20 protein-coding genes and 2 pseudogenes are annotated in these 26276 nt (G+C 43.4%); 2 read left to right on the forward strand and 20 right to left on the reverse strand.

From position 1 onward, the window contains the following. The 19 genes and pseudogenes from HMPREF9469_RS34155 to HMPREF9469_RS33670 form a co-directional block, all read right to left on the reverse strand. Positions 1-880: pseudogene (locus tag HMPREF9469_RS34155) on the reverse strand (transposase); the annotation flags it as partial. A 60-nt stretch (positions 881-940) separates the two neighbouring features. Continuing rightward, a complete protein-coding gene (locus tag HMPREF9469_RS00010) occupies positions 941-1345 on the reverse strand; it encodes a hypothetical protein (RefSeq protein ID WP_040414791.1) in 405 nt (134 codons plus the stop codon). 108 nt (positions 1346-1453) lie between these two features. Then, on the reverse strand, positions 1454-2311 hold the full coding sequence (locus HMPREF9469_RS00015; RefSeq protein ID WP_007857828.1) for a 4Fe-4S binding protein: 858 nt from the start codon (positions 2309-2311) through the stop codon (positions 1454-1456). Positions 2312-2327: 16 nt separating this feature from the next. Further along, positions 2328-2477 carry a CD1871A family CXXC motif-containing protein gene (locus HMPREF9469_RS31850; RefSeq protein ID WP_007857830.1) on the reverse strand — a complete coding sequence of 50 codons (150 nt, stop codon included), beginning with the start codon at positions 2475-2477 and terminating at the stop codon, positions 2328-2330. Continuing rightward, on the reverse strand, positions 2467-3039 hold the full coding sequence (locus tag HMPREF9469_RS00020; protein WP_007857832.1) for a TlpA family protein disulfide reductase: 573 nt from the start codon (positions 3037-3039) through the stop codon (positions 2467-2469). The genes HMPREF9469_RS31850 and HMPREF9469_RS00020 overlap by 11 nt, the downstream gene beginning before the upstream one ends. 31 nt (positions 3040-3070) lie before the next feature. Continuing rightward, positions 3071-5047, reverse strand: coding sequence for an FtsX-like permease family protein (locus HMPREF9469_RS00025; protein WP_040414797.1), 1977 nt, complete (start codon positions 5045-5047; stop codon positions 3071-3073). Positions 5048-5091: 44 nt separating this feature from the next. Then, positions 5092-5859 (reverse strand): ABC transporter ATP-binding protein, encoded by a 768-nt coding sequence (locus HMPREF9469_RS00030; RefSeq protein WP_040414798.1) that lies wholly within the window; start codon positions 5857-5859, stop codon positions 5092-5094. Positions 5860-6135: 276 nt separating this feature from the next. After that, entirely contained in the window at positions 6136-7140 is a 1005-nt protein-coding gene (locus tag HMPREF9469_RS00035; protein ID WP_007857835.1) for a sensor histidine kinase, read from the reverse strand. Then, complete coding sequence (locus HMPREF9469_RS00040; RefSeq protein WP_007857837.1) at positions 7137-7802, reverse strand: response regulator transcription factor; 666 nt, start codon at positions 7800-7802, stop codon at positions 7137-7139. The genes HMPREF9469_RS00035 and HMPREF9469_RS00040 overlap by 4 nt, the downstream gene beginning before the upstream one ends. 59 nt (positions 7803-7861) lie before the next feature. After that, positions 7862-9190: an ABC transporter substrate-binding protein gene (locus HMPREF9469_RS00045; protein WP_007857838.1), complete on the reverse strand. Its 1329-nt coding sequence runs from the start codon at positions 9188-9190 to the stop codon at positions 7862-7864. Further along, entirely contained in the window at positions 9187-11304 is a 2118-nt protein-coding gene (locus HMPREF9469_RS30445) for a hybrid sensor histidine kinase/response regulator (protein WP_007857839.1), read from the reverse strand. Before HMPREF9469_RS30445 ends, HMPREF9469_RS00045 begins: the two co-directional genes overlap by 4 nt. Before the next feature lie 180 nt (positions 11305-11484). After that, positions 11485-13176, reverse strand: coding sequence for a methyl-accepting chemotaxis protein (locus tag HMPREF9469_RS00055; RefSeq protein WP_007857840.1), 1692 nt, complete (start codon positions 13174-13176; stop codon positions 11485-11487). Between the two features lie 29 nt (positions 13177-13205). Then, entirely contained in the window at positions 13206-15434 is a 2229-nt protein-coding gene (locus tag HMPREF9469_RS00060; RefSeq protein ID WP_007857841.1) for a response regulator, read from the reverse strand. Further along, positions 15427-16905 (reverse strand): GntR family transcriptional regulator, encoded by a 1479-nt coding sequence (locus HMPREF9469_RS00065; protein ID WP_007857842.1) that lies wholly within the window; start codon positions 16903-16905, stop codon positions 15427-15429. Before HMPREF9469_RS00065 ends, HMPREF9469_RS00060 begins: the two co-directional genes overlap by 8 nt. Positions 16906-18085: 1180 nt before the next feature. Continuing rightward, entirely contained in the window at positions 18086-18322 is a 237-nt protein-coding gene (locus HMPREF9469_RS00070; protein WP_157140245.1) for a hypothetical protein, read from the reverse strand. Positions 18323-18959: 637 nt separating this feature from the next. After that, positions 18960-20063, reverse strand: a complete 1104-nt coding sequence (locus HMPREF9469_RS00080) for a hypothetical protein (protein ID WP_007857845.1) — start codon at positions 20061-20063, stop codon at positions 18960-18962. A gap of 67 nt (positions 20064-20130) precedes the next feature. Next, entirely contained in the window at positions 20131-21294 is a 1164-nt protein-coding gene (locus HMPREF9469_RS00085; RefSeq protein ID WP_007857847.1) for a M24 family metallopeptidase, read from the reverse strand. A 67-nt stretch (positions 21295-21361) separates the two neighbouring features. Further along, a complete protein-coding gene (locus tag HMPREF9469_RS00090; protein ID WP_007857849.1) occupies positions 21362-22588 on the reverse strand; it encodes a diaminopropionate ammonia-lyase in 1227 nt (408 codons plus the stop codon). A 150-nt stretch (positions 22589-22738) separates the two neighbouring features. Next, a pseudogene (locus HMPREF9469_RS33670) lies at positions 22739-22894 on the reverse strand (RidA family protein); the annotation flags it as partial. A gap of 98 nt (positions 22895-22992) precedes the next feature. Here HMPREF9469_RS33670 and HMPREF9469_RS00095 point away from each other — a divergent pair. Continuing rightward, entirely contained in the window at positions 22993-23646 is a 654-nt protein-coding gene (locus tag HMPREF9469_RS00095) for a GntR family transcriptional regulator (protein WP_007857850.1), read from the forward strand. Positions 23647-23658: 12 nt separating this feature from the next. Here HMPREF9469_RS00095 and HMPREF9469_RS00100 read toward each other — a convergent pair whose 3' ends face one another. Next, the gene (locus tag HMPREF9469_RS00100) at positions 23659-24864 is read right to left on the reverse strand and encodes a M20 aminoacylase family protein (RefSeq protein WP_227883909.1); all 1206 of its coding nucleotides are present in this window, start codon (positions 24862-24864) and stop codon (positions 23659-23661) included. A 239-nt stretch (positions 24865-25103) separates the two neighbouring features. Between HMPREF9469_RS00100 and HMPREF9469_RS00110 the strand changes: the two genes are divergently transcribed. Beyond that, on the forward strand, positions 25104-26006 hold the full coding sequence (locus HMPREF9469_RS00110) for an AraC family transcriptional regulator (protein ID WP_007857854.1): 903 nt from the start codon (positions 25104-25106) through the stop codon (positions 26004-26006). The last annotated feature ends 270 nt before the right edge of the window (positions 26007-26276 follow it).

The following is a 26276-nucleotide window of genomic DNA, read 5'->3' on the forward strand; positions in this document are numbered from 1 at the left end:
TGCTTCCATGTCTGTTTTGGAACAGCTGTTGCGGCCTTTCCCCATGATCTCAAAGCATTCCTTATACTCCATCAGACGGGTCCCGCATTCTTCCAGTTCCTCGTAAAGCTTCTGGATCTCCGGTTTATGCTTACCTTTCCCATAAACGAATCCGATGTCTTCTCCCTGTGCGATCTGCATCAGGTTCTTCTGCAGTTTCCGGATCTCAAGCGGAGAACAGTAATCAATCTCAATGATGGTGTTATTGGAGATCTTCTTATGTTTTGTCAGTTTCCGTTTCCTGTTTTCTTCAATGACTTTACGGACTTTGTCCATTCCTTCAATCACAAACATCCGGGCATTTCCGAGATTGTATTTGGGGCCATATCCGTTTTCAAGCAGAAATGTATTATACTTTGTGTAAAGAGCATCGATCGTGTCCAGCAGACCGGCAAGATGACCTTTGTTCCATCGATGTAAAGCTCTTTCAGCGAGATAAGGCCTTCCTTTTCCAGACGGCGCATGAACTGGTAATTCAGTTCATCCAGGACTTCTCCCGTCAGTTTTTTTCCTTTAAAATCATAAAAAACATCTCTCTGGGGCTTCTGCCCTTTGGTCAGCCAGATAAAGGCGAGATCTCTCTGGCATAAGTCTACCATACGGTCAATAACCCTGACCCCGCGCATGTCTGCATAGGTAACAACAGCATACAGCATGATTGGGTTAAACCCGGTTCTTCCCTTATCTGAATAACAGGCCAGCAGGCCTGAAAAATCTAATTCCTCCATTACGTTTTTTAGGGTATAGACTGGATCGTCATCGGATAGTCCCAATTGAAAGAAACTGAAGTTAATTTTTGCCCAATTTCAAAAAAGTCGTTATAATAATCTTGTTTTAGCATAGTTCCATTATAACATGGAACGGAGAGAAAGATGGTTGTCGTTAGCCATCTTTTTTCTTTTTAGTGGGTAAATTTCAGGGGCAGGATGACCCGACCATCATTCTGCGTGTACTTGACAGAGTTTCCAAGAAACGATTCACCTCGGTCCATCCGGGCTATTATCGATTCGATCTCTATTTCCGAAAAGCCGGCACTTTCCCGAAGCCCTTCATAATAGTTATCAATCTTTCCAATTCCAGCCCCGCGGTTTCGGTTTACAACGTAATTCCCACTGTTGCCAATAATACCCGTATAGCCCCGCCCATCAAAGCTGTCAATCTTCAGGCGCTCCTCAATCATATTAATCTTTGCAAATCCAACAATCCCAATAAATTCTACGCCATCCACCTGAAATGGGTCGCAACGGATGCCATACACAAGGCTTTCTCTTATGGCTTCCAAAATATCCAATTCGTCATAGCGCATGACAAATCTTTGCTCACCGGAAAGCGGAAGCTTTATGTAAATTTCATCACTATTGTTCCGCACAACGTTTGTGCCGGAATAAGTGAAAGAGTCCACCTCGCTCGACTCTCACTCATTTGAAAAGGTACTGTGAAGGGAATGATTTTTACATGCCTTTAAGCACTTTCCGCAACGTATACATTCCAGATTATTGGGAATTTCGTGAACCGGCAGATCCATAGGACAGGCTTTGCGACAGGCCCCGCATTTGGTACATCTCTCCTGATTCACCTCAAACCGGTATAGGGCAATCGGGTTGAACAGACTGTAAACCGCCCCCAGAGGGCAAAGATAGCGGCAGAATGGCCGGTATACTTTGACAGCCCAGACTGACACTGCAGCCAGTACAAATACTTTCCAGCTAAAGAGAAGCCCCAGACCGGAACGAAGCGAGGGATTTAGTAACGCCAGCGGGATACCTCCCAGCAGTGTTCCCGATGGGCAAATCAGTTTGCAGAACCATGGCGTACCGCCCCCGACAATATTCGTGACGGTAACCGGAAGAAGGATGACAAATACAATCAAAATCACGTACTTAAGAAATTTCAGGTAGCGGTCTCCAGGCGATTTCTTTAATTTACGAAACAGCGGGATTTTATGTAATAAATCCTGAACGAGGCCGAAAGGGCAGAGCCAGCCGCACACAAAACGACCGAAGAAAGCTCCCACTGCCATCAGAAACCCGATGATATAAAACGAAAATTTGTAATGCGGACTGTTCAATACCGCCTGGAGAGAACCGATCGGACAAGCGCCAAATGCTCCGGGACAAGAATAGCAGTTTAATCCGGGAACGCAAAACCGTTTTCCCGTCCCCTTGTAAATCGTCCCTTCCAAATATCCATTCATATAGCCGTTGGTCAGAGCAGTAAAGCAAATCTGCACTGCCAGACGGATATTGTTCTTCAGCCGTGCTATCAGTTCCATACCCTTTCCTCCCTCTTTATCCGATTCCAATACATTCCAGGCAAATTGCCGCCGCTTTTGTTAAGACTGTGCCGGCTTCCTGCCGGTATACGCCGGCCGCAATAAACATCAGGCCGGCCGCCAGCATGGTGACTGCCCATCGGTTTTTGAACAGTTTATTTTTCACTTTTCACTTCCTCCAGTCGTTTTTCAATGATTTTCTGCCATCCTGCTTTGTCCTGGGAGCCGGTCAGCGGATCGCCTACCAGTTTCCCATTGCCATCCACAAAATAGGTTGTAGGAAAGCCTGCCTGTTTGCTGAGCGCGGAAGCGGTTAAATCCTCTGAAACCAGCAGCTGCTGGTATGTGGCTTTGGTGGCGTCTAAAACTTCCTGCACATTTTTCCGTTCGTCCTCGGAGAGGCCTGCCTGAATCCCTTTATCTCCATCTTCTATTACCAGACCCTTGATTGCTACTTTTGTACCTTCTTTTTCCAGTTCATTTGATACTTCCTGCAGCTCCGGCATCTCACCGACACACGGTCCGCACCAGGTTGCCCAGGTATTGATAACCGTCAAATCATTTTCTTTAAAAATATCCGCAGTGACCTCATTTCCCTCGAAATCCACGGTTTTCAGATTTGCAAATAAATCGTTCGGGACTACTTCTGATTTTGCTTTTTTCGAACATCCGGCACATGCCATTAACATTGCTGCTGCGATTATTCCAAACCATACTTTTTTCTTCATCTTTTTTCTCCTTTTTGTATTTTTTTAATAGTTATAGTTTTAAAATCCGTTTGCATCCTGCATACGTTGTGATGAAATAAATACTGTACATTGTCACCGCCAGTCCGGCTGCGAATAAAACATTCTGGGCAATATCCCATGCAGACAGGTAGGGCACTCCCCGGTAGATCCCATATATGGTAATCCCGGAATGGATAGCCGCTACAAATAGGGGCAGTCCAAAATAGATTCCCAGCTGCGCTTTCAGCGCCTTTTTCATTGTACCGGTTCCGGCTCCCAATTTATAAAGCAGGCCGTAATACGTTTCATTATCTGTGGTCTGGGTCAGCTGCTGCAGCGCCAATACCGCTCCGGCTGTTACCAAAAAAGTAATTCCCAAATAGATCCCCAGATAAGTGACCATAACCTGATCGGACAGAAATTCAATGAACAGGTCTTCCCGGCTCTGGAATAAGAAATCCCTTAGCCTCCTCTGCATCTCATCACGGTGAATGGCCTGATAGCCGTCCTCTTTTTCTCCGGTAAGGATAGCGTCCATAACTTTCATGACCGGACTGTTCTTTTCTGCAATTTTCTGGGGGACAATCAGCGTTCCAAAATCCAGATAGACATTACGGTTATAAATAGTCTGGCGGTACAGACCGTCTTTCTTCAGGGAGAGCTCGGCACCTGCAATAGAGAGTGTTTTTCCCTGTTCCATATAACTTTTGAGCATTTTTTCCGCCGATGGTTCATTGTACGTCAGGGCATACTCTGATTCCCCCAGCACAACCTGAGGTTTTCCCTGCAGGGCTCTGATTTGGTTATAATCGTCCACTCCCACAATCTCTATCGGCACATTGCCGGTTAACGGTATCTGCAGCTTGGATTTTGTCTCAAAATTTCCAAACATCATCGCCGATGTAAGATTGTCATGTTCATAAATAGTCAATTCCCCTGTGTTTCCCAGAAAATCTGCGGTTTCTGCATTCTGCATCTCCAGGCTTTCTTTTATTGTACCGCGCTTTAATGCTTCGTCATTTTTTCCGATACCACCATAATAGTAAACGACACTCAAGTCATAGGGCGCCATTTTACTTTTTTCAGAGATAAAGCTCTGTCCCAGCCCTGTTCCTATCCCCATTACAGAGACGGAAAAATACATTAAAATGCAGACCACAGCAAGCGAAAAACCTTCTTTTTTCATTCTGCTTCCCAGCTGGTTTACCACAAACAGGTTGAGGTTCCGATAATAAAATCGCTTTTTTTTCTTTAAAATCTTTAGCACGAGCGGTGCGGCAGACAAAAATAGCAGCAGTGTGCCAACCGCAATCAAAGCGCTGAAAACGGCCGTGGTCTTAAAAAAATCAACGTTTTTCCAGGCAAATATCACCCAATATCCGGCGCCTGTTAAAAGGAGGGAGAAAGAAAACAGAAGAATTCCCACATTCCCTTTTTCCGGTATCTCCTCGTTTTTCCGTTCTGCCTGCAGCAGATCGACCAGCTGCATTTTCCGCAGTTCCCTAAGCCGGAACACGTGTACCACCACAAAAGTCAGAACAAAGAAAAAAACTGCGTATGCCAATGCTTCTGCCGAGAATACAAAAGTGTATTTTTCCACGCTTCCATAGGCAAGTTTGGCAGTTGCCATGGCTAATAGCTGGGAAACCGCAATGCCAAGAGGCAGACCGCACAGCAGAGAAAACCCTCCAATTCGGACTGTCTCCCTGGTAAGCAGGCGGCCGATGTCCTTCTGTTCCATACCCAGAACCCCATAAATGGCAAATTCTCTTTTCCTGCGTTTCATCAAAAAACTATTTGAATAGATAATCAGGAATCCGATGATCAGGCAAACGAAAACGGAACATCCTCTCATAACGCTCTTTGCCGCTTCCAGGAAATTATAGGTGTCCGGAAGCTTGAGTGACATGAACTGGACCTCTATGGAGTTAAAGGTATAGAAAAGGCAGACGGCAAACGTAAGCGTAAAAAAGTAGATCAGATAATCCTCGGCACTTTTTTTTAACATTTCGGGCTGCAAGCTGTCTCAGTATTTTCTGCGATGCTTTTTTCTTAGATAACATGGCCTTTATCACCTCCCAACAGGGAAACCACCTGCATAATCCGGTCAAAAAATTCTTTTCTCGATGCTTTTCCCCGGATCAGTTCATTAAATATTTTTCCATCTTTTAAAAACAGAATCCGTTTACAATGGCTGGCCGTGAATGCATCGTGCGTCACCATCAGGATTGTGGCCTCTTTTTCTTCATTTAAAAGCCGGAGGCATTCCAGCAGCATTCCAGCGGAACGGGAATCCAGGGCTCCTGTGGGCTCGTCCGCCAGGATTAGCGATGGCTCCGTAACAACCGCTCTGGCGCAGGCCACCCTCTGCTGCTGTCCGCCGGACATTTCATAGGGATATTTGTCTATGATTTCTCCAACTCCCAATTCTTTTGAAATATCATTGACCTTCTCTTCGATCCGCAGCGGCGGCATTCCACAGATTAACAGAGCCAAAGCAATGTTATCCCGCCCGGTCAGGGTATCCAAAAGATTAAAATTCTGAAAAATAAATCCCAACTCTTCCCTTCGGAACTTGGCCAGGCTTTTTTCCCTCATTTTTGTCACTTCGATTCCATGGATGCATATCTGTCCGGCCGTAGCATGGTCGATGGTGGAGATGCAATTTAAAAGTGTCGTTTTTCCACTTCCGGAAGCCCCCATTATCCCGATATATTCCCCTTTTTCCACCTCAAAGCTGATATGGCTTATCGCCCTTGTCAGACTTCCTTTATTCTTATAGATTTTTTCCAGATTATTTACTGTCAAGATTGGATTCATCATCTGCGCTCCCTTTCTCTTCTTACTTTCTGTTGTTGACCACAGTCTAACACAAGCCTGAACGATGTGCCATTTTTCTCCATAACATTAAAATTACATTTTTGTAATGTTAATATTGTAAATGATTTCCATAATAAAAAAGGATCCGCATCAGGGTGTCCGTCTGACGCGGCATACCCTAAGCTGAATCCTGATTTATCTTCTCTGTCGTTTTCCTGTTCTGTTGTTTGTTTCTGATTTTTCTTCTCTTACCTCCCGATCCGGCGTGTCCGTCTTTCATCTGCTTCTTTTTATATGGAACATAAATGAGGTCCCCTTTCCCCATTCGGAAGCGATTTCCAGCCTTATGTCCATTTTATCACACAGGTTTTTGCACAGATACAGTCCCATCCCTGTGGACTTCTGATGAGTATGTCCATTCTCTCCGGTAAAGCCCTTTTGAAATACGCGCGGGACATCCTGCTCAGGGATTCCGATTCCATTGTCCGATACGGTTACAGCAAGCATCCCGCCGTCTTCCTCCCGGGCATTAAAATATATCCAGGATTTTTTGCCTGAATCACGGTATTTCACAGAATTCGTGATAAGCTGGCCAAATATAAAATCCATCCATTTGATATCTGTCAGGATCTCATAATCCAGCTCCCCAAATTTCGGTAGGACTGAAGACTCCACCATCATCTTCCTGTTTTTAGAAACCACTCCCATAATCAGGTGTTTCACATTGACTGATTGAATCAGATAATCGGCCTCCAGACTTCCACTCTTGCTGTAATAGAGCATCTGCTCCACATAGGCCTCTATCTTTCCCACTTCCTCCTCCAGACTTGACATAACGGGGCTTTTATGATTTTCTATAATCAGCCGCTCTACTGCGATCGGTGTCTTAATTTCGTGGCTCCAGGTCTGAATATAATCCTTATACTCAATCATTTCCAGCTGCTGCCTGGCAATGATGTCGTTTAAAAACTTTTCATCCTTTTTCAAAATCTCATATAAAAGCTTTCCGTCATAAAAGCCGGGAACAAAGAGAATCTCCGACAGATAATTTTTTTCTTCCAGCTGCTCCCATACCCGTTCCACCTGATCATAATATCTTTTTTTCCGAAAACAGTCCCAGGCCCCGCAGAGAAAGACACCCAAAAGGAACAGACTTTCCACCGCAATGATAACTGGTAACTGCGTTCCCATAATATAGAGGAACTGTCCCGTGAAAAAAGCCGTTAAAACAGAAATCCAGATGGCAATCCATTGATCCCGGATATATTCTGAAATCTTCATATCAGATACCCCAGCCCTCGTTTGGTAATCAGATAGTCCTCCAATCCCAGCTCCGCCAACTTCTTTCGAAGCCGGTTTATGTTTACGGTCAGCGTGCTGTCCTCCACAAACTCCTCCATCTCCCACAGCTGGCAGATTAAATCATTTCTTGAAATGATGATCCCCGGATTTTCCATCAGGGTTTTCAAAATACCCAGCTCATTTTTCGTAAGATCCACTTCTATTCCCTGATAGGAGGCTTTCCCTTTTAAAATATCAAGGGAAAGTCCTCTGTGATTCAACACCAGAGACTTTCTTTTGCCATAGGCACGATTCAGAACTGACGAAATGTGGGCAAGCAGGATATGCATATTATAAGGTTTCGTAATAAAGTCGTCCGCCCCCAGATTCAGGCTCATCAGCTCGTCCAGGTCACTGTCGGAACTGGTCACCACAATAATGGGAACATCCTGGGTCTTTCGCACCTCCTGGCAGATGGAAAATCCATCCTGCACCGGCAGATTCAGATCAAGCAGCACCAAATCCGGGGCCTCTTTTGCTATCTGCTGCGCCACATGCTCAAAATTCTCAATCACGCAGCAGAAATATCCTTTCTTTTCCAGGGCAGAACTCAATTCGTCCCTGATTTTCACTTCGTCTTCCACGATTAAAATCCGTTCCATCTTTTGCCTCCCACTGCTTCCCGGTTTGGATCATCCTCTCTTCAGGTTCTGGCAACGGTTTACTCGTGCAGTTTACTGTTTTCCCAGCCTGTCTCTATCGCCGCATTACAATCCGCATCAAGCGCCTCGGCTGCTTCCTGCGGCGTTTTGGTTCCGGCGAGCAGTTCATGGATATGCGTATAAAATACATCGCGCACACCGCGCCAGTTTGGGTTATTGGCAGTGAAGTCTACCGTGTTGCCTGTGTTTGCGTTATATGCCTCCTGCATAAAAATGTGCTTACTCACACGTTCTGCCGTGGCATTGCTGGCGGGAATACCGACCTGCGCATAATTCATAAGTTCCTCATTGGATATAAAATAACGAAGGAAATCCTTGGCTGCCTGGACTTTTTCCGGATCCCCATTGTCAAAAATCTCAAAGCCGGTGACAAACGATGTATTATATCCTTTTCCATCTGGGCTGGGGAAATTGGCAACCCCGGTCGAATGCCTGTCCATCCCAGGCAGCGTGGCACTGTTTGCCATATATATGGCAAGCTGGTTATTTGTAAACAGATTGCTGCAGTCAATAATCTCCATGTTCTCACAGCCGGCGGGGAAATAACCCTTTTGGTAAGAATCCGCAATCCATTGAAGGGCTGCAATCCCTTCTTTTGTATTGAGATTAAAACGGCCGTTTTCGTTAAAGAAAGGACTTCCCTTGCTGCGCAGTAAAGTCATGATATGCGTGTCACCCTGATCGTTCTTGGCATACATCAGCATGGGATAGGTCATCTCTGGCAGCTTTTCGGCCAATGTGGCGAGAATGTCCTCCCACTCCTCCGGTGTCCAGCTCTGTATCGTGCCTTCCTCTCCAATATACTCTGCCAGCCCGCATTGACGGAACAGATTCTTATTATAAATCAGCGTGTTTTGAAGGCTGTAATAGGGCAGCATATAGGTCTTGCCGTCCATCTGGCTCATCTTCCAGAGCATGTCGTCAACATCTGCCCGTAATTCCTCCGTGATGATATCGTCCAGCGGTACCACGCGGCCAGTATGTATATATCCCGCCATATTAAAATAGCCTTCAAAAAGAACGTCCACTGCATGATCCGTATCAAAGCAGCCGGTAATATATTCGTCCTCCTCCGTGTAGGCGAATTTCACCACCTCCACCGTGACATCATAGTCTGTATACTGGGCGGCGAACTCCTCGCCCGCTTGGTTTAACACCTCATAGGAGTCAGTAACACCTGTGTCTGCATTGGCCACTGTCAATGGAGGGAGCTTTATCCTCAGTGTAATCTGCTTCTTCTCTGCTTCCTGTGTTTTGCATCCGGCGAGCGCGCCCGAAAGCATAACAAAGAATATTCCCCACGTAACAATCCGTCTCCAATTTTTCATTTCTTCTCTCCTATTTTCCCGTTAAGTTTCTGCATCAACTTGCTTACATCGATTGGTTTTGCAATGAAGCCATCCATTCCAACATCCCTTGCCCGTTCCTGATCCTCTCTAAATGTATTGGCCGTACAGGCGTAGATGATAACCGTCTTTGCATCTGGGCGTTTTAACCCGCGGATGACTTTTGTCGCCTCAAAACCATTTCGCACGGGCATTTGCACATCCATCAGGATAATGTCAAACTCATATGGCAGGGATTTCTCAAATAGTTCAACTGTTTCACCCCCATCTGCGGCCCGTACTGCAGTAAAACCCGATGCAGCCAAAATTTCCATAAGGATTTCAGCATTTAAATCGTTGTCTTCGGCTATCAGAATATGCAGTTTTTTCTTATTTTCTCGGTTTTGAAGTATATTATCTTCCCCACCGGCACTCCCCAATTCTTCCGGTGCAATCTCTGACACCAGAGTAAAGGTAAAGCAGCTTCCCTCACCAAGCCGGCTTGTGACGGTCAGCATACCTCCCATTTGTTTTGCCAGCAGCGAACTGATGGACATACCAAGGCCTGTCCCCTGGCGTCCCTGAGAAATACCACTGCGTTCCTGGCTAAACGAATTAAATATCTTTTGCTGGAATTCTACGCTTATGCCGCAGCCGGTGTCTTCTACCTGATAGGTTGTCAATATCCGTTCGCCTTCAGCCGACTGGAATACCCGCATCGTAACACAGCCGCCTTCCGGCGTAAATTTTACCGCATTCCCCAGAATATTGACGAGGATCTGTTTGATCCGCATATCATCTCCAACAAGGCTGGAACAAATGAGATTCGTTTCAACCCGGAAGTCAATCCCCTTATCCTCCATGGGGCTGCGCATCAGGCACTCTGTCGTAGAAACCAGCTCATTAACAGAAAATGGCTTTAGTACCAACACCATTTTCCCAGATTGAAGTTTTGACATATCCAGAATATCGTTGACCAGTGAAAGCAGATATTTCGCAGTTGAATCGGATTTGCTAAGATATCCGGACAGCCGTTCCGGATTCCCTATGTTCTGCTGCATCAGATGGATCAGGCCGATGATTCCGTTGAGCGGAGTGCGGATCTCGTGGCTCATGTTCGAAAGAAACTCTCCTCGGGATTTTGCTTCCGCTCTTGCCGTTGCGGAAATCAGAGAGATACGGACAATCGCAAACATCATTAAGCATAAAACAATCACAACTACCGCAAGCATCACAACTGTCATGAGTACAAACTGCCGTGTCTGTTCCCGGAACACTTCCTGCGGAACCGTCAGTACAATACTCCACGTTGTACCGGGCATTGGAATAAAGGATACCACCTGCGCACCCTGATCTATAAAATTGAAGTGCAGCAGGAACTCTTCCCCCTGCCCTATTCGGGCGGTAATCTCCTGAATATCCTGTTCCGACACACCTGCACGTTTCTGTAACTGTTCAAAATAGTTATCAATTTTCCCGATTCCCGCGCTGCGGTCCCGGTTGACAACATAACTTCCGTCTATGTCAATGATTCCGGTATATCCCCTCCCGTCAAAACTGTCGATTTTGAGGCGTTCTGCCATCAGGCTGATTTTTGAAAAACCGATGATTCCGATAAACTGAGTACCTTCCACCCAAAAAGGCTCACACCGGACGCCATAGACAAGACTTTCCGAAAGAGTTTCTAACACCTCCAAATTGTCATAACGCATGACAATTATATCTTGATTCGAGAGCAGTTCCGACACGTACTCCTTTTCCCTTTCATTTTTAATCACATTCGAGCTGGAGTATGTATTTCCCTCTGAATCCACCAGATAGATTGTATTAAATATATTTGAAATCTGCTCCAAATTTAAACGACTGCAGACTTCCTGTATATTCGCGCATTGGCTTGTCTGCGTTCTGGTATATACTGCAGACAGGGAATCCCATGAATTTTCCAATTCACTTTGAATGTTCTGCATATCGTGTCTGGATAATTCCCGCATCGAAGCTACAACCGAAGCGTCCGTTGTTTTGGTGAGTTGTTTCATATAGACACTGACCGCAAGCGATAAAACGACTAATGTCGCTATAACAAAAGCGATTGCCAGGTTCTTGTTTTCTTTTTTCATAACGTCCCCCATCCCCCTGGAATGTTCCGCTGGTTAAGATACACTTTGTTGTATTTCTTTAGCCGGCGGAAAACGCCTTTATCTCTAGTGCTGCGGAATTGACAGTATTTTTAAGTATTTGGTCCAACTCTCTTATCATATATATACCGAGGGAACGTTAGGAAAATGATTATACACATCTCATCCATACAATTCAAACCGGCTTACCAGATCTTCCAGTACCTGTGCCTGCGATGAAAGCTCTTCACTGGCAGCAGCCAGCTCTTCCGAAGTTGCGGAGTTGCTTTGCACTACATCCGATATCTGCTCTACCTCTGTTCTAATATGTGAAATAGATTCACTTTGATAGTTAGTTGCGGCAGCTATCTTATCCACGGTCATTATCACCTGTTTTGTACTTTCCACGACCTGTGTCAGCGAACCTGCTGTTACATAGGCTGCTTTTTCTCCTTCTTCAACCGCTGCGGCTGATTCCTCTATTAATATTGTTGTATTTTTAGACGCTTTCGATGTCCTGTCAGCCAGATTGCGGATTTCTTTTGCAACTACTGCAAATCCCGCCCCAGCCTCACCTACCCGTGCCGCTTCCACAGAAGCGTTTAAAGCCAGAATATTTGTTTGAAATGCAATGTCCTCAATTGTTTTTATGATTTTATAAATCTGATCGGACTTTTCACTGATTACTTTCATTGCCTCAATCATTTCCTGCATATTTTTACTGCTTGTGGAAACCTGTACACCTGCCTGATCTGTCTGGACACGTGCATCACTTGCATTCACAGCTGTTTCGCTTACACGTTCAGATATACTGTGTACGGCTGTTGCAAGTTCTTCAACTGAACTTGCCTGTTCTGCCGCCCCCATGGCAAGCGCCTGCGCTCCGGTAGATACCTGTTCGCTGCCATCTGCAACCTGTTTTGCCGAATGGCCGATCTGCAAAAGGATACTGCTAAGATTATCACGAAGTCCTCTCATGGAAATTAAGATACGGCTATACTGTCCCCTGTAGTATTCCTTCACGCTTGATTGAACCTTGAAATCCCCTTCTGCCATGGAGCCAAGTAAACCGCTGATGTCCTCAATAATCGTATGCTGGTAGCTAATCAAATCGCGTATGCTGTCCGACATCTTTCCCAATTCGTCTTTTGATGTATAGGTAACAAGTGCTCCATCCAAATCTCCTCCGGCCAGTTTTTGGGCAGCATGCTCGATTTCATTTACAGGCCTGCGGATGCCGTTGGAAATATAAAGCCCAAACAATAATGCTGACACAATACTTAATACCATGATGACAATTACTATGACAGTTGCAACTGTCTGCGCATGCTCCCCTTCCACCACCATGATCTTCGCATTCCGGCCTGCTACATCTGCTATTTCCTGAAGAGTATCCGACATCTGATCCAGACGCGGGATATAATTAAATTTCATGACCTGATAGGCTTCCCCACGTTGATCTGCTTCAATCAATTCAAATACCTGGTCACGATATACGATAGCCTGTTCTAAAAGTGAATCAACCTGATCCACCAATGCAATATCCCCCTTGAATGATTTTCGGATTACAGGGAATGCCGCACGCATATTTCCAAGATGATTGTTCGCTTTTGTTACATTTTCATTCGCATCGTCCATGTCTGAATCTAATATGGCATTAAGGATATCCGCCCGAGCAGCCTGCATTTCCCTTTTTGCCATCCACACATTAACCGTAACAGTATAATTATTATTATAGAAGGAGGACAGATTATTACCTATTTTATTCAGCAAAAACAGCGCTGCAATACTTGCCGCCAGACATATGGCGATGATCACTGCATACGATACCAACAGTCTGGCCCTTATTTTCATATCCTGTAGATGTTCCAACATAGTCCCCTCCCGGCGATGATACTAAATCGCTATCTCAACACTTCAGACATGGTTCTAAAAAGTATGCCTACATCAATCGGCTTCGCAATATGGCCATTCATTCCTGCTGCCAAAGCCTCCTCTTCATCTTCATGAAATGCATTTGCTGTCATGGCAAGAATCGGGATCAGGACAGCATCCTCATGATTGCTTTGACGTATGGCTCTGGCTGCTTCGTATCCATTCATAACCGGCATTTGTATGTCCATTAATATAAGATCATAATAGCCTGTTGCACTGGCATTGAAACAGTCAACCGCTTCTTTTCCATTTTCCGTACAGTTAATTTCAGCACCGGCTGCTTTCAAAAGTTCTACTGCAATTTCCCGGTTCAGTTCATTATCCTCCGCCAAAAGAAACCGTTTTCCTTCAAATGATACAGTTGGTGCTTTGCATTCCTCGCCTTCACCTCTGTCTTTTCCGACAACAGATGATAGAGCATGGCAGAGGGAGGATTCAAACAGTGGTTTGGCAATAAAGGCATTTGCCCCCGCTGCTTTTGCCTCATTCTCGATCTCACCCCAATCATAAGCCGAGATAATAATAACCAGCGTATCAGGTCCAATTTCTTCCCGGATACGCCGTGTCACTTCAATACCGTCCATATCCGGCATTTTCCAATCTATAAGGCATACATCATAATCGCGGTATTCCTCATGGGCCTTCAGAACCATCTGGACAGCTGCGCTGCCATGCTGAACCCAATCCGCATCAATCCCCATTTCTCTTAGCAGCATGCTTGCATGGGTACAGGTCCCCTCATCATCATCCACTACCAGCACTTTGAGATCGTCCCAGCAGCCAATTTCTGATTTATCCGTTTCTTCCAAAACTCCAAACGGCAGTTCTATTGTAAATACAGTGCCCTCCCCCTGCTTGCTTTTTACCCGGATTGTCCCGCCAAGCAGACCAACCAGATTCTTCGTAATGGCCATGCCCAAACCAGTGCCGCCATATTTCCTGGATATCGACCCGTCTTCCTGCTCAAAAGGGGTAAAAAGATGCTGTAAAAATTCTTCACTCATGCCAATACCGTTATCCTCCACATGGAAAGTCAGCATAGTATGCCCATCCTTGACCGGCGCCTGACTGACAATCAACCGTATGGTGCCTCCGGCAGGTGTAAACTTTATCGCGTTTGAAAGCAGGTTAAGCAAAATCTGACTGACCCTGAGGGAATCCCCGATCACGGTTTCTGATACTGTATTTTCAAATTTGCATTCAAACGCACTGCCTTTGGCAGCTGCCTGTGAGTATATGGCAGGAACAATCGAGTCAAACAGCTGTGACAATTCGAATTGTTCATGGCTGACCGATAGTTTTCCTTCTTCTATTTTTGACATATCAAGTATGTCGTTAATCAGTGCCAGCAGATGCTTAGAACTAAGTATAATTTTAGAGAGGCAGTCCTTTACCCTGTTACTATCATCCAGATTCGCTCCCGCAATCGCAGTCATACCTACAATAACGTTCATAGGCGTCCGAATTTCATGCGACATCCGGGAAAGAAAATCTTTTTTGGCATTACCAGATTGCTGGGCGGTATATAGGGCATCCTGCAAATCATGTTCTCTGGCAGCCATAACTTCTAAATTGTGCCGCTCCTGTCTGTTTGACAAAATTGTCAATCCAATCGTTGAAAAGGCAATCATCAGAGAAATGAATGTTGATACAAGCCCGGCTTTTTGCACCTGAACTTTTAAACTGTATATCTTGGCATCCGCAAAATCAATGATTGTTGTCAGACACTCATTCACACGGTCATAATAAGGATATACATTTACATCCATATATTCCCGGACTTCATCCTCTGACTGAATATCCGTATAACCAACAGCCCTCGTCTGAACTTCTATCAGATCATCCATTGCCTCCTTTAAAGCATCTATATCCTCAGATGGTCCCAGATACAGCTTGCGGATATTTTCAATCTCCTCATTCTGCACACCATAACGGGACTGAAAGAAAGAATCTTTATCATCTTCAGACTGAAAGGCATGGGATAAAAGTATGCCGGAAAAACTTTTCATATCCCACAGACGTGAGCGCATTGCCCTGGCGCTGTTTGACACCGTATAAGGATGTTCATACATTCTCTGAGCATTAAGATTCATTTCAAACGTGATCAATATACTAATTCCGGAAAATAAAAAGGCTGCAATACAAATGATTAATGATATTTTTGATAATTTTAATGGGGATTTACTTTCTTTATTCATTATGGTAAGCTCCCGGTTCTCTCTTGCTATTAATATCTGCGCTATTGGACGGGAGTCCCATCTTATCTCCGACAGCGGTATCTTGCGGTGCATTCCATAAAGGAAACTTTTTATGGAAGAAATACAGCCACTTTTCAATAAAAGATTGCCAATGACCGGCAAATGCTGCTGAATCGTCAGTTCGTAAATCATTTTCTAACTGACAGATAAAACCATCCAAATTGGTTTCCATCTGCCCGGCTGCCATTAATACAGCCGAAAAAATATACCCCCAGACTGCAAGTTCCCTTAATTTTCCATAGCTTTCCCGTATAAATGCAGAGGGACATTCACTGGAGATGAAGTTCAAAAGAACATCAATGCAAAGTATGTAGTTCTTTTTATCATGAAGCATTCCTATTGTCTGTAACAGTTCCTCCCGTCCCTCTCTTTTAACTGATTCCAATGTATAGTGTGTCACATTGGAAACCGTCAAAGCCAGTAGCTGCATTGCCTCTCCATGAAGGCGCAGGTTTTCCCTGATTTCGGCTCTGTCCATGATATCAATGTCAGTTGATTCCAGACAGACCTTTGTCCCGACTCCCATATAAGTCCTGGTTATTCCAAGTGAATTCAGTACATCCAGAGTCCGGCGTACTGTAATTAAGGAGACCTGATACCGCTCCGCCATCTTAGGCAGCGAAGGCAGATAGCTTCCAACCGGATAAACATCCCATAGAATCTCTCGGATAACGGTGGACGCCAGCGTATAACGCACCTGCGGCCGTTTCCGGTAAATCGTCCATTTAAACGGAATCTGATCCTCCTGCTCCAGGTGATACTTTTCACAGTTTGACTCAGTAAAATCCATAACTTTCAAATAAATCTGCTCATAATAGGCGTCCGTTACTCGTTTCAGGTCGTTTGCTTTTTCCACTGACAATCTATCTCCCACTACATAATTCGCCTTTCTATCATTTCTAGGCGGATAGAAATAGTTGATATAACGAAGGCATTGCCAAAAAAGCCCAAACATTAATCCATTCTGAAACGTATTGAGAACATCAGCATACAGGATGGTTGATTCTGAGGCGGCTTTCCCTTCTGTATTCGTCCCACCTGTGTTATACTGCATATCCAGTTTTAGATTCTGCATGCCCTTTTCCCATATTGGTAAAAACATTAGATTACCATTGAGATGAAAGTCCAGTATTCCATCCCTGCGCGGAGCAAAATACTTTACAATGTTTTCCCTATACTGTTCTTCCGATCCCTGATAAACGACCCTGGCGACTTTCCCTCGTTCTGTTTTTATATAATCATTCTTCTCCAGCCTGCTAAACGCAATCTGTACGGTATTCCGAGCCACCCTAAACAAAGTGCAGATTTGTGGTATCGACTTCAATTGTTCGCCGTACCTGTATATGCCAAAGAGGATACGCGATCTATAGTATTCGTAAATCAGATCATTCAGCTCATTGTTTTCTCCCATCTTTGACCTCCAGTATAAAATAGCTTATTTAATATTCAATATTTTTATTGACCGAACGCTGCCTGTCCCATTTCCTGGTAAAATGCAATTTCTAAAAGCAATTGTCAGTCCTGCTCACAATGGGTATTGTTTGATTGTACCACTCTTTGAACAGACATGCAACGCATATATCTGTGTATTCTTGCCGAATGTACAAAATATTCCTTATTTCCTCACAGTTAGGATTATTACAAAATACGCTTGCCAAGCAGTTCATCTGGCAGACGCCTTTCCTGTTCCTTCTCCCTTTTCATACCGATAGGCAGTCGGGGCCAACACTTTTATCTAATTCTACAGACATTCTGGTTCTGAATCGTTCGCCGGAAGTTTCAGGCGCCATTTTTACTCTCTCTATCGCTTTCTACTCTAAATCCATTCAAAAAAGAGTCAGATATTTTTTCCCGACCGGAACTCTGCCTCCTTCTTTTTTGTTCTCTTGCAAGTGAAAGAAAAAAGACACTGATTCCCATCAGCATCTCCCTGTTATATTAATCTGCTCCTTTCTATTACCTCAGCAAACACCATCACCTCCTCTCCTGTATGGTCCCATTATCCCATTGTTGGCCTATGTGACTGTTCCTCACGCTGCGCTAATCCATTCTCTTTTAGTTGCTCTTCCGTTAAAATACAAAAGTTCGGGCGGCTACTCCAGAAGTTTAAATACAGTTCACCTCTTTCTGTCCTTATCCCCATATTCCGAATCTGATATCCCCAGCCAGCGGCGGCAAGCCTCCTCCACTGCTCAATCACCTTCCCCAGTTCTTCTGGTTAAAGTTCTCCATAGCTTTTACTTCCAAAACATCCCAAAGCCGGCCATTCCCCCCTTCGGTCATCGGCCTCATTGAAAATTACCTTCTGCCGCAAGCGCTTGTTTTCTAATTGCTCCACAAAACCACAGGGATGACGCTTGATCCACTCCTCGTTCTGCAGCACCTCTTTTATCGATTCCTGAAATTGTATTAAATCTACCGCCTCCAATGGATATCCGGCAATTCAAATCCGTCCCCGTTCATTATAGGTAAAAAGTTCACCTTCTAAGGGACTAAACAACCGAATCTTATGAATATCTTGTGATACTGCACTTCCCTTCAATCCAGAAGCCAGTCAATAAACATCTTTCACACAGTTTGGACGTTCTGTCTCAAAGCAGCTTATCATCTCTGCCATAAATATGGTTGGGTTCTCGAGTTCCTGTCTCATTAAAAACTTTGCTGGTTTTATTACTATCCGCCCAAACCTCAAAGCGATCCCACACTTTTTCTTTTTGCGGCAGACGTAAAGCAAAAGAAGATATTCCCGGACCGGTCTCTCTATGAAGATGAGGGAAAAAAGCGACATCTTCTCCGAAAGGCTTATTATAAATTTCTTCATCCTCCAAGACATGATTCCACTCTGTGTCACTCTTTTGGGTAATCGTTCCTGACTGAATTTCAAATTGATCCAGGTTAAATGTGGTTTTGATCAGCTGGAGCAGTGTTGATGGCTCATTTCCGATTAAGCATAGTCATGACAATTCCATTGTAGGAAGAAGTGGATGAGCGCGAAAACTCCAAACGCAGCCTGGCATCTCCATTTACTTTCACATAACTGGCGTCCCATGCAGGTTGCTCCCTCGCTGTATTGGGTCATTTCAAGTATCTTTTTTAACTCCCGCTGCAATGAAATATAAGTGTTGTTCTCAAAAAAGACGGAGAGAATTCCACTCCTCGTCTTTCTTGAAGTATATCTACTACATTCTACAGATTCAAAATAATTGATTATCAGTATCATCATATGGATTTTCGCAGCACACATTAACAAATGATGTTGAGTCCCGGTTTCTCTTCTATAAACTTTGTGAGATTCCGTTGTTTCCTTTCCATCTCGTTAGATTTGACCACCCTACTCTCGAAGCCTAGCCTTATATGCGATTTCTATCTGTTGGACCAGAGGTTAGTAGTGTTTTTCTTACATCCCCATAACTCTTATCTTGGTTCTTCCAGCATTCAGGCTAATTAAAATTATACCAAAGAGTATCAGACTTTTTTATTCACAGTCAGTCTGCAAATGCAGTTAATCGCAGCAACAATTACAGCAAAAACACCAACCCAACCAGATACAGAAACTAAAATGTTGATAATCTGGGCATATGATCCTAAGAAACTTACTGCAAATTCTGCCAATACCAATACAGTACCAATAATCTTAAACTTCTTTGTATCCGCCTCAGCGAAATATTCAGCTGCGATAACAGCAACTGGTGCTGCTGTGGTAAACGAAGCTGCAACCACTAAAAATACCAGAACACCTGCCATTTTAGGAGCATGATAAGTTGTCATTGCCAAATTAGGAGCCGGAGTGCCGATGATGATGCTTATATTAGCTATCTGAGAAAGTACCATTAAGGCAATCAGTACCGTGAGCGCGATAAAAGAAATTACCACCCACAACGTAGTTTCTTTCATTGTTGCCGTACGATCCATCATGTAACAACTCACAAAATAAGGTAATACAAATAGAATGATATAACTGGAATGCAGAATCGTAGAAACAAACCAGTTGGGATGCATTCTGGAAATTTCCGTGGTGGATTTTGCAATGGCTGATCCAGCTTCAATACCATCCACAGGATTTATAAGACTAGCAACAAAACTGATTATCAGCACGACTAAAATAAATGGTGCAATTTTACTGATAATATCAATAACCTTTTTAAATCCAAAAACGACTGACATGATACAAAGCAGCGATAAAATACCGGCACCGGCATAATAAGGCATGCCATAATACTGGGTCAACATACTGCCTGCACCGGATATAAGCTGCACCATAAAGCAAACCACGAATGCGACAGTATAGAAATGTACGGCAGAGCCAACGTATTTTCCACAAAACCAGATAAAACATTCCTTTGCGTTAGTCAATTGATACTTTTTACAGACAAAAATAACGGTTAAAGCTAGGGCCGCTGTAAAAATATGGTATATTGAAATTCCCAAAAGTCCAATCGTGCCATGACTAGAATAAGCTTGCAAAAATTCCTGACCTGTTCCAGTAGCAGAGCCAATATAATAAGCAATCATACCGCCTATCATACTTAACACAAACGCGGGACGAACCGTTTTTCTTTCTTCTAACATGAATGAGAACCTCCTCATATTGTTATTGCTACAGTTAATTGAAATACTCTTTATAATATCGTCTATATCAGGCCTTAATCTGGTGTAGCTTTCTGCTGCCAATGGACAGTCTTTCATATCCATCAGCTGTAATAACATAATTCTCTTCAATACAAAATACACCGTTTTCCACCAGAATCCCCGGCTCCAAATTAATGATCATACCTTCCTGCAAAACGCCCTCCTCATGAACAGTAACTGATACCGGCTCGGTACTCATCAGTCCCATACCATGTCCCATACGGCCACAGTCATAGGTCGCCTGATATCCACGTTTCTCCAGCGCTTCACCACATGCACGGGCTACCTGTGCAATCGGAACACCAGGTGCCATGACAGATGCAGCCTCTTCAGTAATAGCATAGACATCATCCTGCATGCGGTTACGCTCGTCACTGATGGGACCAACAACACCGGCGCGGCAGAAATCCGACCAATAACCATTGTATACAGCACCCAAATCCAGCCACAGCATATCTCCATACTCAAGCTGCCGTTCGGAGCTAATCGCACTAATCCGCTCATAGTTTCCAGGTCCGCTGGTAATAATAACAAAACCTGGGTACTCTGCACCGCCTTCCAACATGAACTGCTGTGCCAGCATAGAGATTTCTCGTTCGCTCATTCCTGCCTCGATTGCTGCAAATGTCTTGTCATGTGCATATCCCGTTGCCTCACAGGCAATTCTATGACACGCAATCTCTGCCGGCGATTTAATGATACGCTGCCGCCAGATCAGAGGCGCTGCATCGATAATATTTTCAGCCCCAATTAATTCCCGCAGTGCAAGGAATGTATCCGGCTGATAGTTAATCCTCTGCTCAAATCCCAATTCCAAACCAACGCTGCCAGGCACCATGTTCAACTCCCGCATAATATCATATAGCTCATTTGCAGTCGGACCAAGGAGACTGTCAAAATTGCGGTTGCCGCAACAGTACGACTTAAGTGTTGCTTCCGGTGTTACGAAAGTTTGTGTATAAAGCAGCGGTTCACCCTGAACCGGGATAAATAAGAACATCGGACGGGTAAAGGTAGTCCATGGTGCATGAGTGCGATAGCCAGAATAATAATTGATATTTGCCTCAGCTGAAACCATCATTCCGGACATCCCAGCCCTTTCCATGTTCTTGCGGCAATTATTAATGCGTGATTGAAATTCTGCCTCCGTAAACCTAATTAACTCTTTCATCTTTTTCCTCCTAAATTTTTTTGTTGATATAATTTCTACGTTGTCAGATCAATAAATCTATTGTCTCTTAATTTGGCATTGCCTCCTTTCCTTCATATACGATCTTGCGATAGTTAACCGGGTCCGTATCACCTTCCGTATTAAACAGCAGCACTACCGAATTCTCATCCAGGCCAGCAAGTTCTCTCAGCTGAGCAAATTCATTCTTTTCCAATAGTGCATAAAACAGCCCGGTTGTTACTGCTCCGCTCTCCCCTGATACAATTGATTCATCATCACCTGCAGGTGCTCCTAAAAGACGCATTCCCAATGCAGCTATAAAATCAGGACATTTATAATACCAGTCTGCAAAATCTCGCAGAATCGGCCAAGTTATCGTACAAGGCTCTCCACAATTTAAACCCGCCATTATCGTTAAACCTGTTTCTATTGCGGGATGGGGTTTACCATCATTTATTTTTGCTGATTGATAGATGCAGGCAATATGTTCAGGTTCAACAATGCCAAAAGTCGGCCGATTATCTTCGTAGTGATTCGCCAAATAGCCTAACACACCACCTGCCATAGCACCTACACCCGCCTGCAAAAATACGTGCGTGGGATAATCATACCCGGCCTCTGACAGCTGCGACACGGCCTCCTTTGCCATCGTAGTATAGCCTTGAATAATCCATACCGGTATCTCCTCATACCCATTCCAACTGGTATCCTGTACCAGATGCCAGCCATTTTCTTTAGCCATATGGGCTGCATATCGAACGGTATCATCATATCCGGTTTCCATGATTCTAACTTCCGTTTTCCCAAAGGATTCGATCGCCTGAGCCCGTAATTCAGAAGAACCAACCGGCATATACACATGCGCTTCACATCCCAGCTGAGCTGCCGCCCACGCCACCCCTTTGCCATGATTACCGTCTGTGGTAGTTACAAATACCATGGATTGAACCTGCTCTTTCCATTCCGGCTTTTGCAAATCACTAAAACTAATATGATTCACATCCAATCCCAGTTCCTTACAAACCACTCTCGTTAAGGCATACAAACCGCCAAGCCCTTTAAACGCATTAAGACCGAATCTTTTGGACTCATCTTTTACAAACACAGCCTTTACGCCAAGATGTTTTGCCATTTCCTCCAGGCAAACCAATGGAGTCGGCTGATAACTGTCTAACGTATAGTGGATATTATATACGGATGCGGTAGCCTCATCTGTTAAAAACTGAGGACCTTTTCCTGTACACGTGTTTTCATTTTTTATTGCATAAATATAACTAATATGATGTTCTCTCATTACTGACCCCTGTTTTATTATAATAAGTTTCTAATAAATCATAACGCTCAAGATTAATACAAGCGATATCCAATATATCAATTTGGATAAATAAAAACCATCTATAAAATTGTTATTGCCTCAATCTCACATAATATAAATGAAGTCACCCATAATACTGCCTGCTGCTTCGAGGATCGCCGCTACATTTTTACAGCTCTGCTCTGCCTGAGCCTTAATTCCATCAGGCACCGTTTTATCAACAGGATTCACCGGTATCTGCCCTGACGTGTAAACAACGCCATTAACCTCAAATCCTTTACTAATATTTCTTGTTTAAATATTGTATTTTCCTTTTCCAAATAGTAAAATAGCTATACAATCTGTTAAAGCAGATTGTACTATAAAAGGAGTTTGAACTATTTATGCCAATCCCCCCAAAAAAAGAAGTGTACAACCGCCAGACTGCTAAAGAACGTGTTTACAAAACACTCCAGCAGTGGATTATTGATGGTACGTTTCGGCCAAATGAGCGTTTAAATGATACCGAACTTGCCGAATACTTTTCTGTCTCCCGTACCCCGGTACGAGAAGCTTTGCAAATGTTAAAGGAACAAAATCTGGTACATATTATTCCATCAAGTGGAACCTATGTTACTCCAATCGATCTCCAGGATATGAAATACGTTTATGAACTCCTTGGTGAACTGCAGTCAATCTCCCTCAAACTATGCATCAACCAGATCACAGCTAAGGATCTATCCTGTTTAACCGAACTAAATGAGCGGTTTCTGGAAAATGCCAACCACGGTTCTTCCTCTGATGCACATATAGCAGACCGAGACTTCCACAATTATCTCGCCAAAATAACCGGCAATCCTTATTTGATCACATTTACAGATCAACTAACTTTTTTAGCCTGTCGGAATGAAAATCATTTTTTCAAGGAGGTTGCCCGCCATCAGGCCAGTTATGAAAATCACTGCCGCATTATTGCTGCTATAAAAACCAAAAGTTTGTCTGTTGCTCAACAGGAAATTAAAAACAACTGGCTGATTTCCATATCAGATTCATATTAACATTACTATCAATCAACGCAACCTCTGAGCCACAAACTCTGTCCAGAACTCAGTTCCAATCGTCAGGATGTCATCATTAAAGTCATAAAACGGGCTGTGAAGAGGGATATTATTCGAATCCTCTTGGCCGCTGCCTAAAAGGACAAAGCATCCTGGCACGACCTTTAAAAAATCAGCAAAGTCTTCAGAGGCCATCCATGGTTCTCCATTTAGTTCAACATTATCAATACCTGCCACTGCCTGTGCCGCTTTACCAGCATGAACCACACACTCCTCAGAATTAATTAATGGAATAAATTCACGAGTATAACTCACTTCTCCGACTGCATTATTCATCCGACAGACACCCTCTACAATACTTCGCATACGATCTTCAACTAACCTTTGATTCGCCTCTGAGTAACTTCTTACATCACCTTTGACAACTATGTTGGTAGGGATCGCATTGGGAGCTCCATCAGATTTAATTTCCGTGCAGGATATCACCAACGGATGCAATGGATTTGCAGTTCTTGAAACAATGGTTTGTAGGGCTAAATAAATTTCTGCAAAACATACGAAGGGATCAATGCCTTCATGCGGACTGCTTGCATGCCCTCCTTTGCCGGTAATCCGGATTTTAAACTTATCTTCACTGGCCATGATACCGCCGACTCGTGTGCGGATTTTACCGGCCCGCAGAAACGGTGCATTGTGCAGCCCATATATCTCATCCATTGGAAAACGTTCAAACAGTCCATCTGCAATCATCGCTTTCGCACCGCCTCCCGGCTCTTCGGATGGCTGAAAAACCAACCTCACCGTACCATTAAAATTTCTGGTTTCCGAAAGCATCTTTGCTGCTCCAAGTAGCATTACCACATGCCCATCATGCCCACAACCATGCATCTTTCCTGATACATCTGATGCGTATGATATTTCTCCTTGTTCCTGGAGGTTTATAGCATCCATATCTGCCCGAATACCAATGCAGGCACTACTGTCCCCGGCAGTAAGACTTGCTACAATTCCTGTTTTTCCAACACCTTCCGTAACTACCCAGTCCCAACTTTTAAGATTATCAATAATCAGCTTGCCAGTTTCAAATTCCTGGAATGCAGTTTCCGGATGCTGATGTAAATAGTGTCGCCACCGTACTAGATTTTGTTTGAGTTCATCACTGCACTTTTGCATAGTTTCTCCTTCATTAATATACTTCTTTTGTTGCTGTTTTTTCATTTCTTGATAATGTAATTATATTTGACTTCATCTGCAAAATGTGTAATAATTTTGTTTGATAATGTAATGATTTTGAGCATTTATTCATCAGACAATAAGTGTAATAATAAAATCATGATTCTTGTACAAAAAAATAATTAACACAACCATTTGATCCGACCATTTATTGAGGATTATTATACAAATTAACGGCTCGCTAATCGAGTGATCTTATTACTATCCAGAAACGAGGTTTGTAAATGATTTCAACAATCAAATATCCAGATATTCAAATCGGTCAAAATATGATGGAATGCACTCCCCATGGCAATTATGAATTTCCATTTGTTATCTACCTTGATGATCTTAGAGAAAAAGTCATGGGCTTTGTCAATTGGCATTGGCATAAGGAACTGCAGTTGTGCTATGTAACAGAAGGAACTGTTAGTTTCTTTGTAAATTCCAAACAATATGACATATCTGAAGGAGGCGGTATCTTTATTAATCAAGGATGCCTTCATATGATCAAACCGAAAAATCCCCCATTCGGTACATTTATCTGCTATGATTTTAATGAAAAACTGCTTTCTGTTTTTCCGGGATCTGTTTTTGAAACAAAATACGTTACCCCATATAAAAAAGCCCCAGACTTCGAGGCGGTTCCTCTTTCTCCCGACATTGAGTGGCAGAATAAAGTGCTTGTCCATCTAATTACTATATATCAGTTGGCACAGGAACAAACTTTCGGTTTTGAATATAGTATTCAAAGTGAACTGACTAAATTATGGCTCATGATGATTCAAAACAACAAAGGTGATGGTTCAGAAAAACACCATCCAAATAACCATGCTTCTGTAGTACATAGCATCATCCAATATATCCAAAATCATTATTCGGAAAAGATAACGATTCAGAATATCTCGGCAGTTGTAATGTTCAGCGAGAGTGAATGCTGCCGCATCTTTAAGAGCATTTTACATGAGACCATCTCATCTTACATTAAAACCTACCGCATTTACATGAGTACGGAACTTCTTAAAAATACAGAAAAACCTCTTGATTTAATTGCTGAAGAAACTGGTTTCTGCAGTACCAGTTATTATATTAAATCTTTTAAAGAGGTTATGCAAATAACGCCCAATCAGTTTAGGAAACAACTATAACTGTAAGAAAAACACGTATATCTGTCGATTCATTAATTATTCTTGCACAACATTATGACATCGGCATGGATTATATTGCCGGATGCAGTGAAACAAAAGGTATTATTTCAAAAAAACAGACGGGGAGAATTCCACTCCTCGTCTTTCTTATTTTCCAATTTTATACCCCATTCTAAGGATTATCAGCGCATTCTCAGTTATTGATTCTTCAGGCTTTAAGACATACCTCTTGATAATTGGTATCCAGTTTACTGACCTCCTGCCAACAGG

It is taken from the genome of [Clostridium] citroniae WAL-17108 (genome assembly GCF_000233455.1).
Taxonomy (GTDB): Bacteria; Bacillota; Clostridia; order Lachnospirales; family Lachnospiraceae; genus Enterocloster; species Enterocloster citroniae.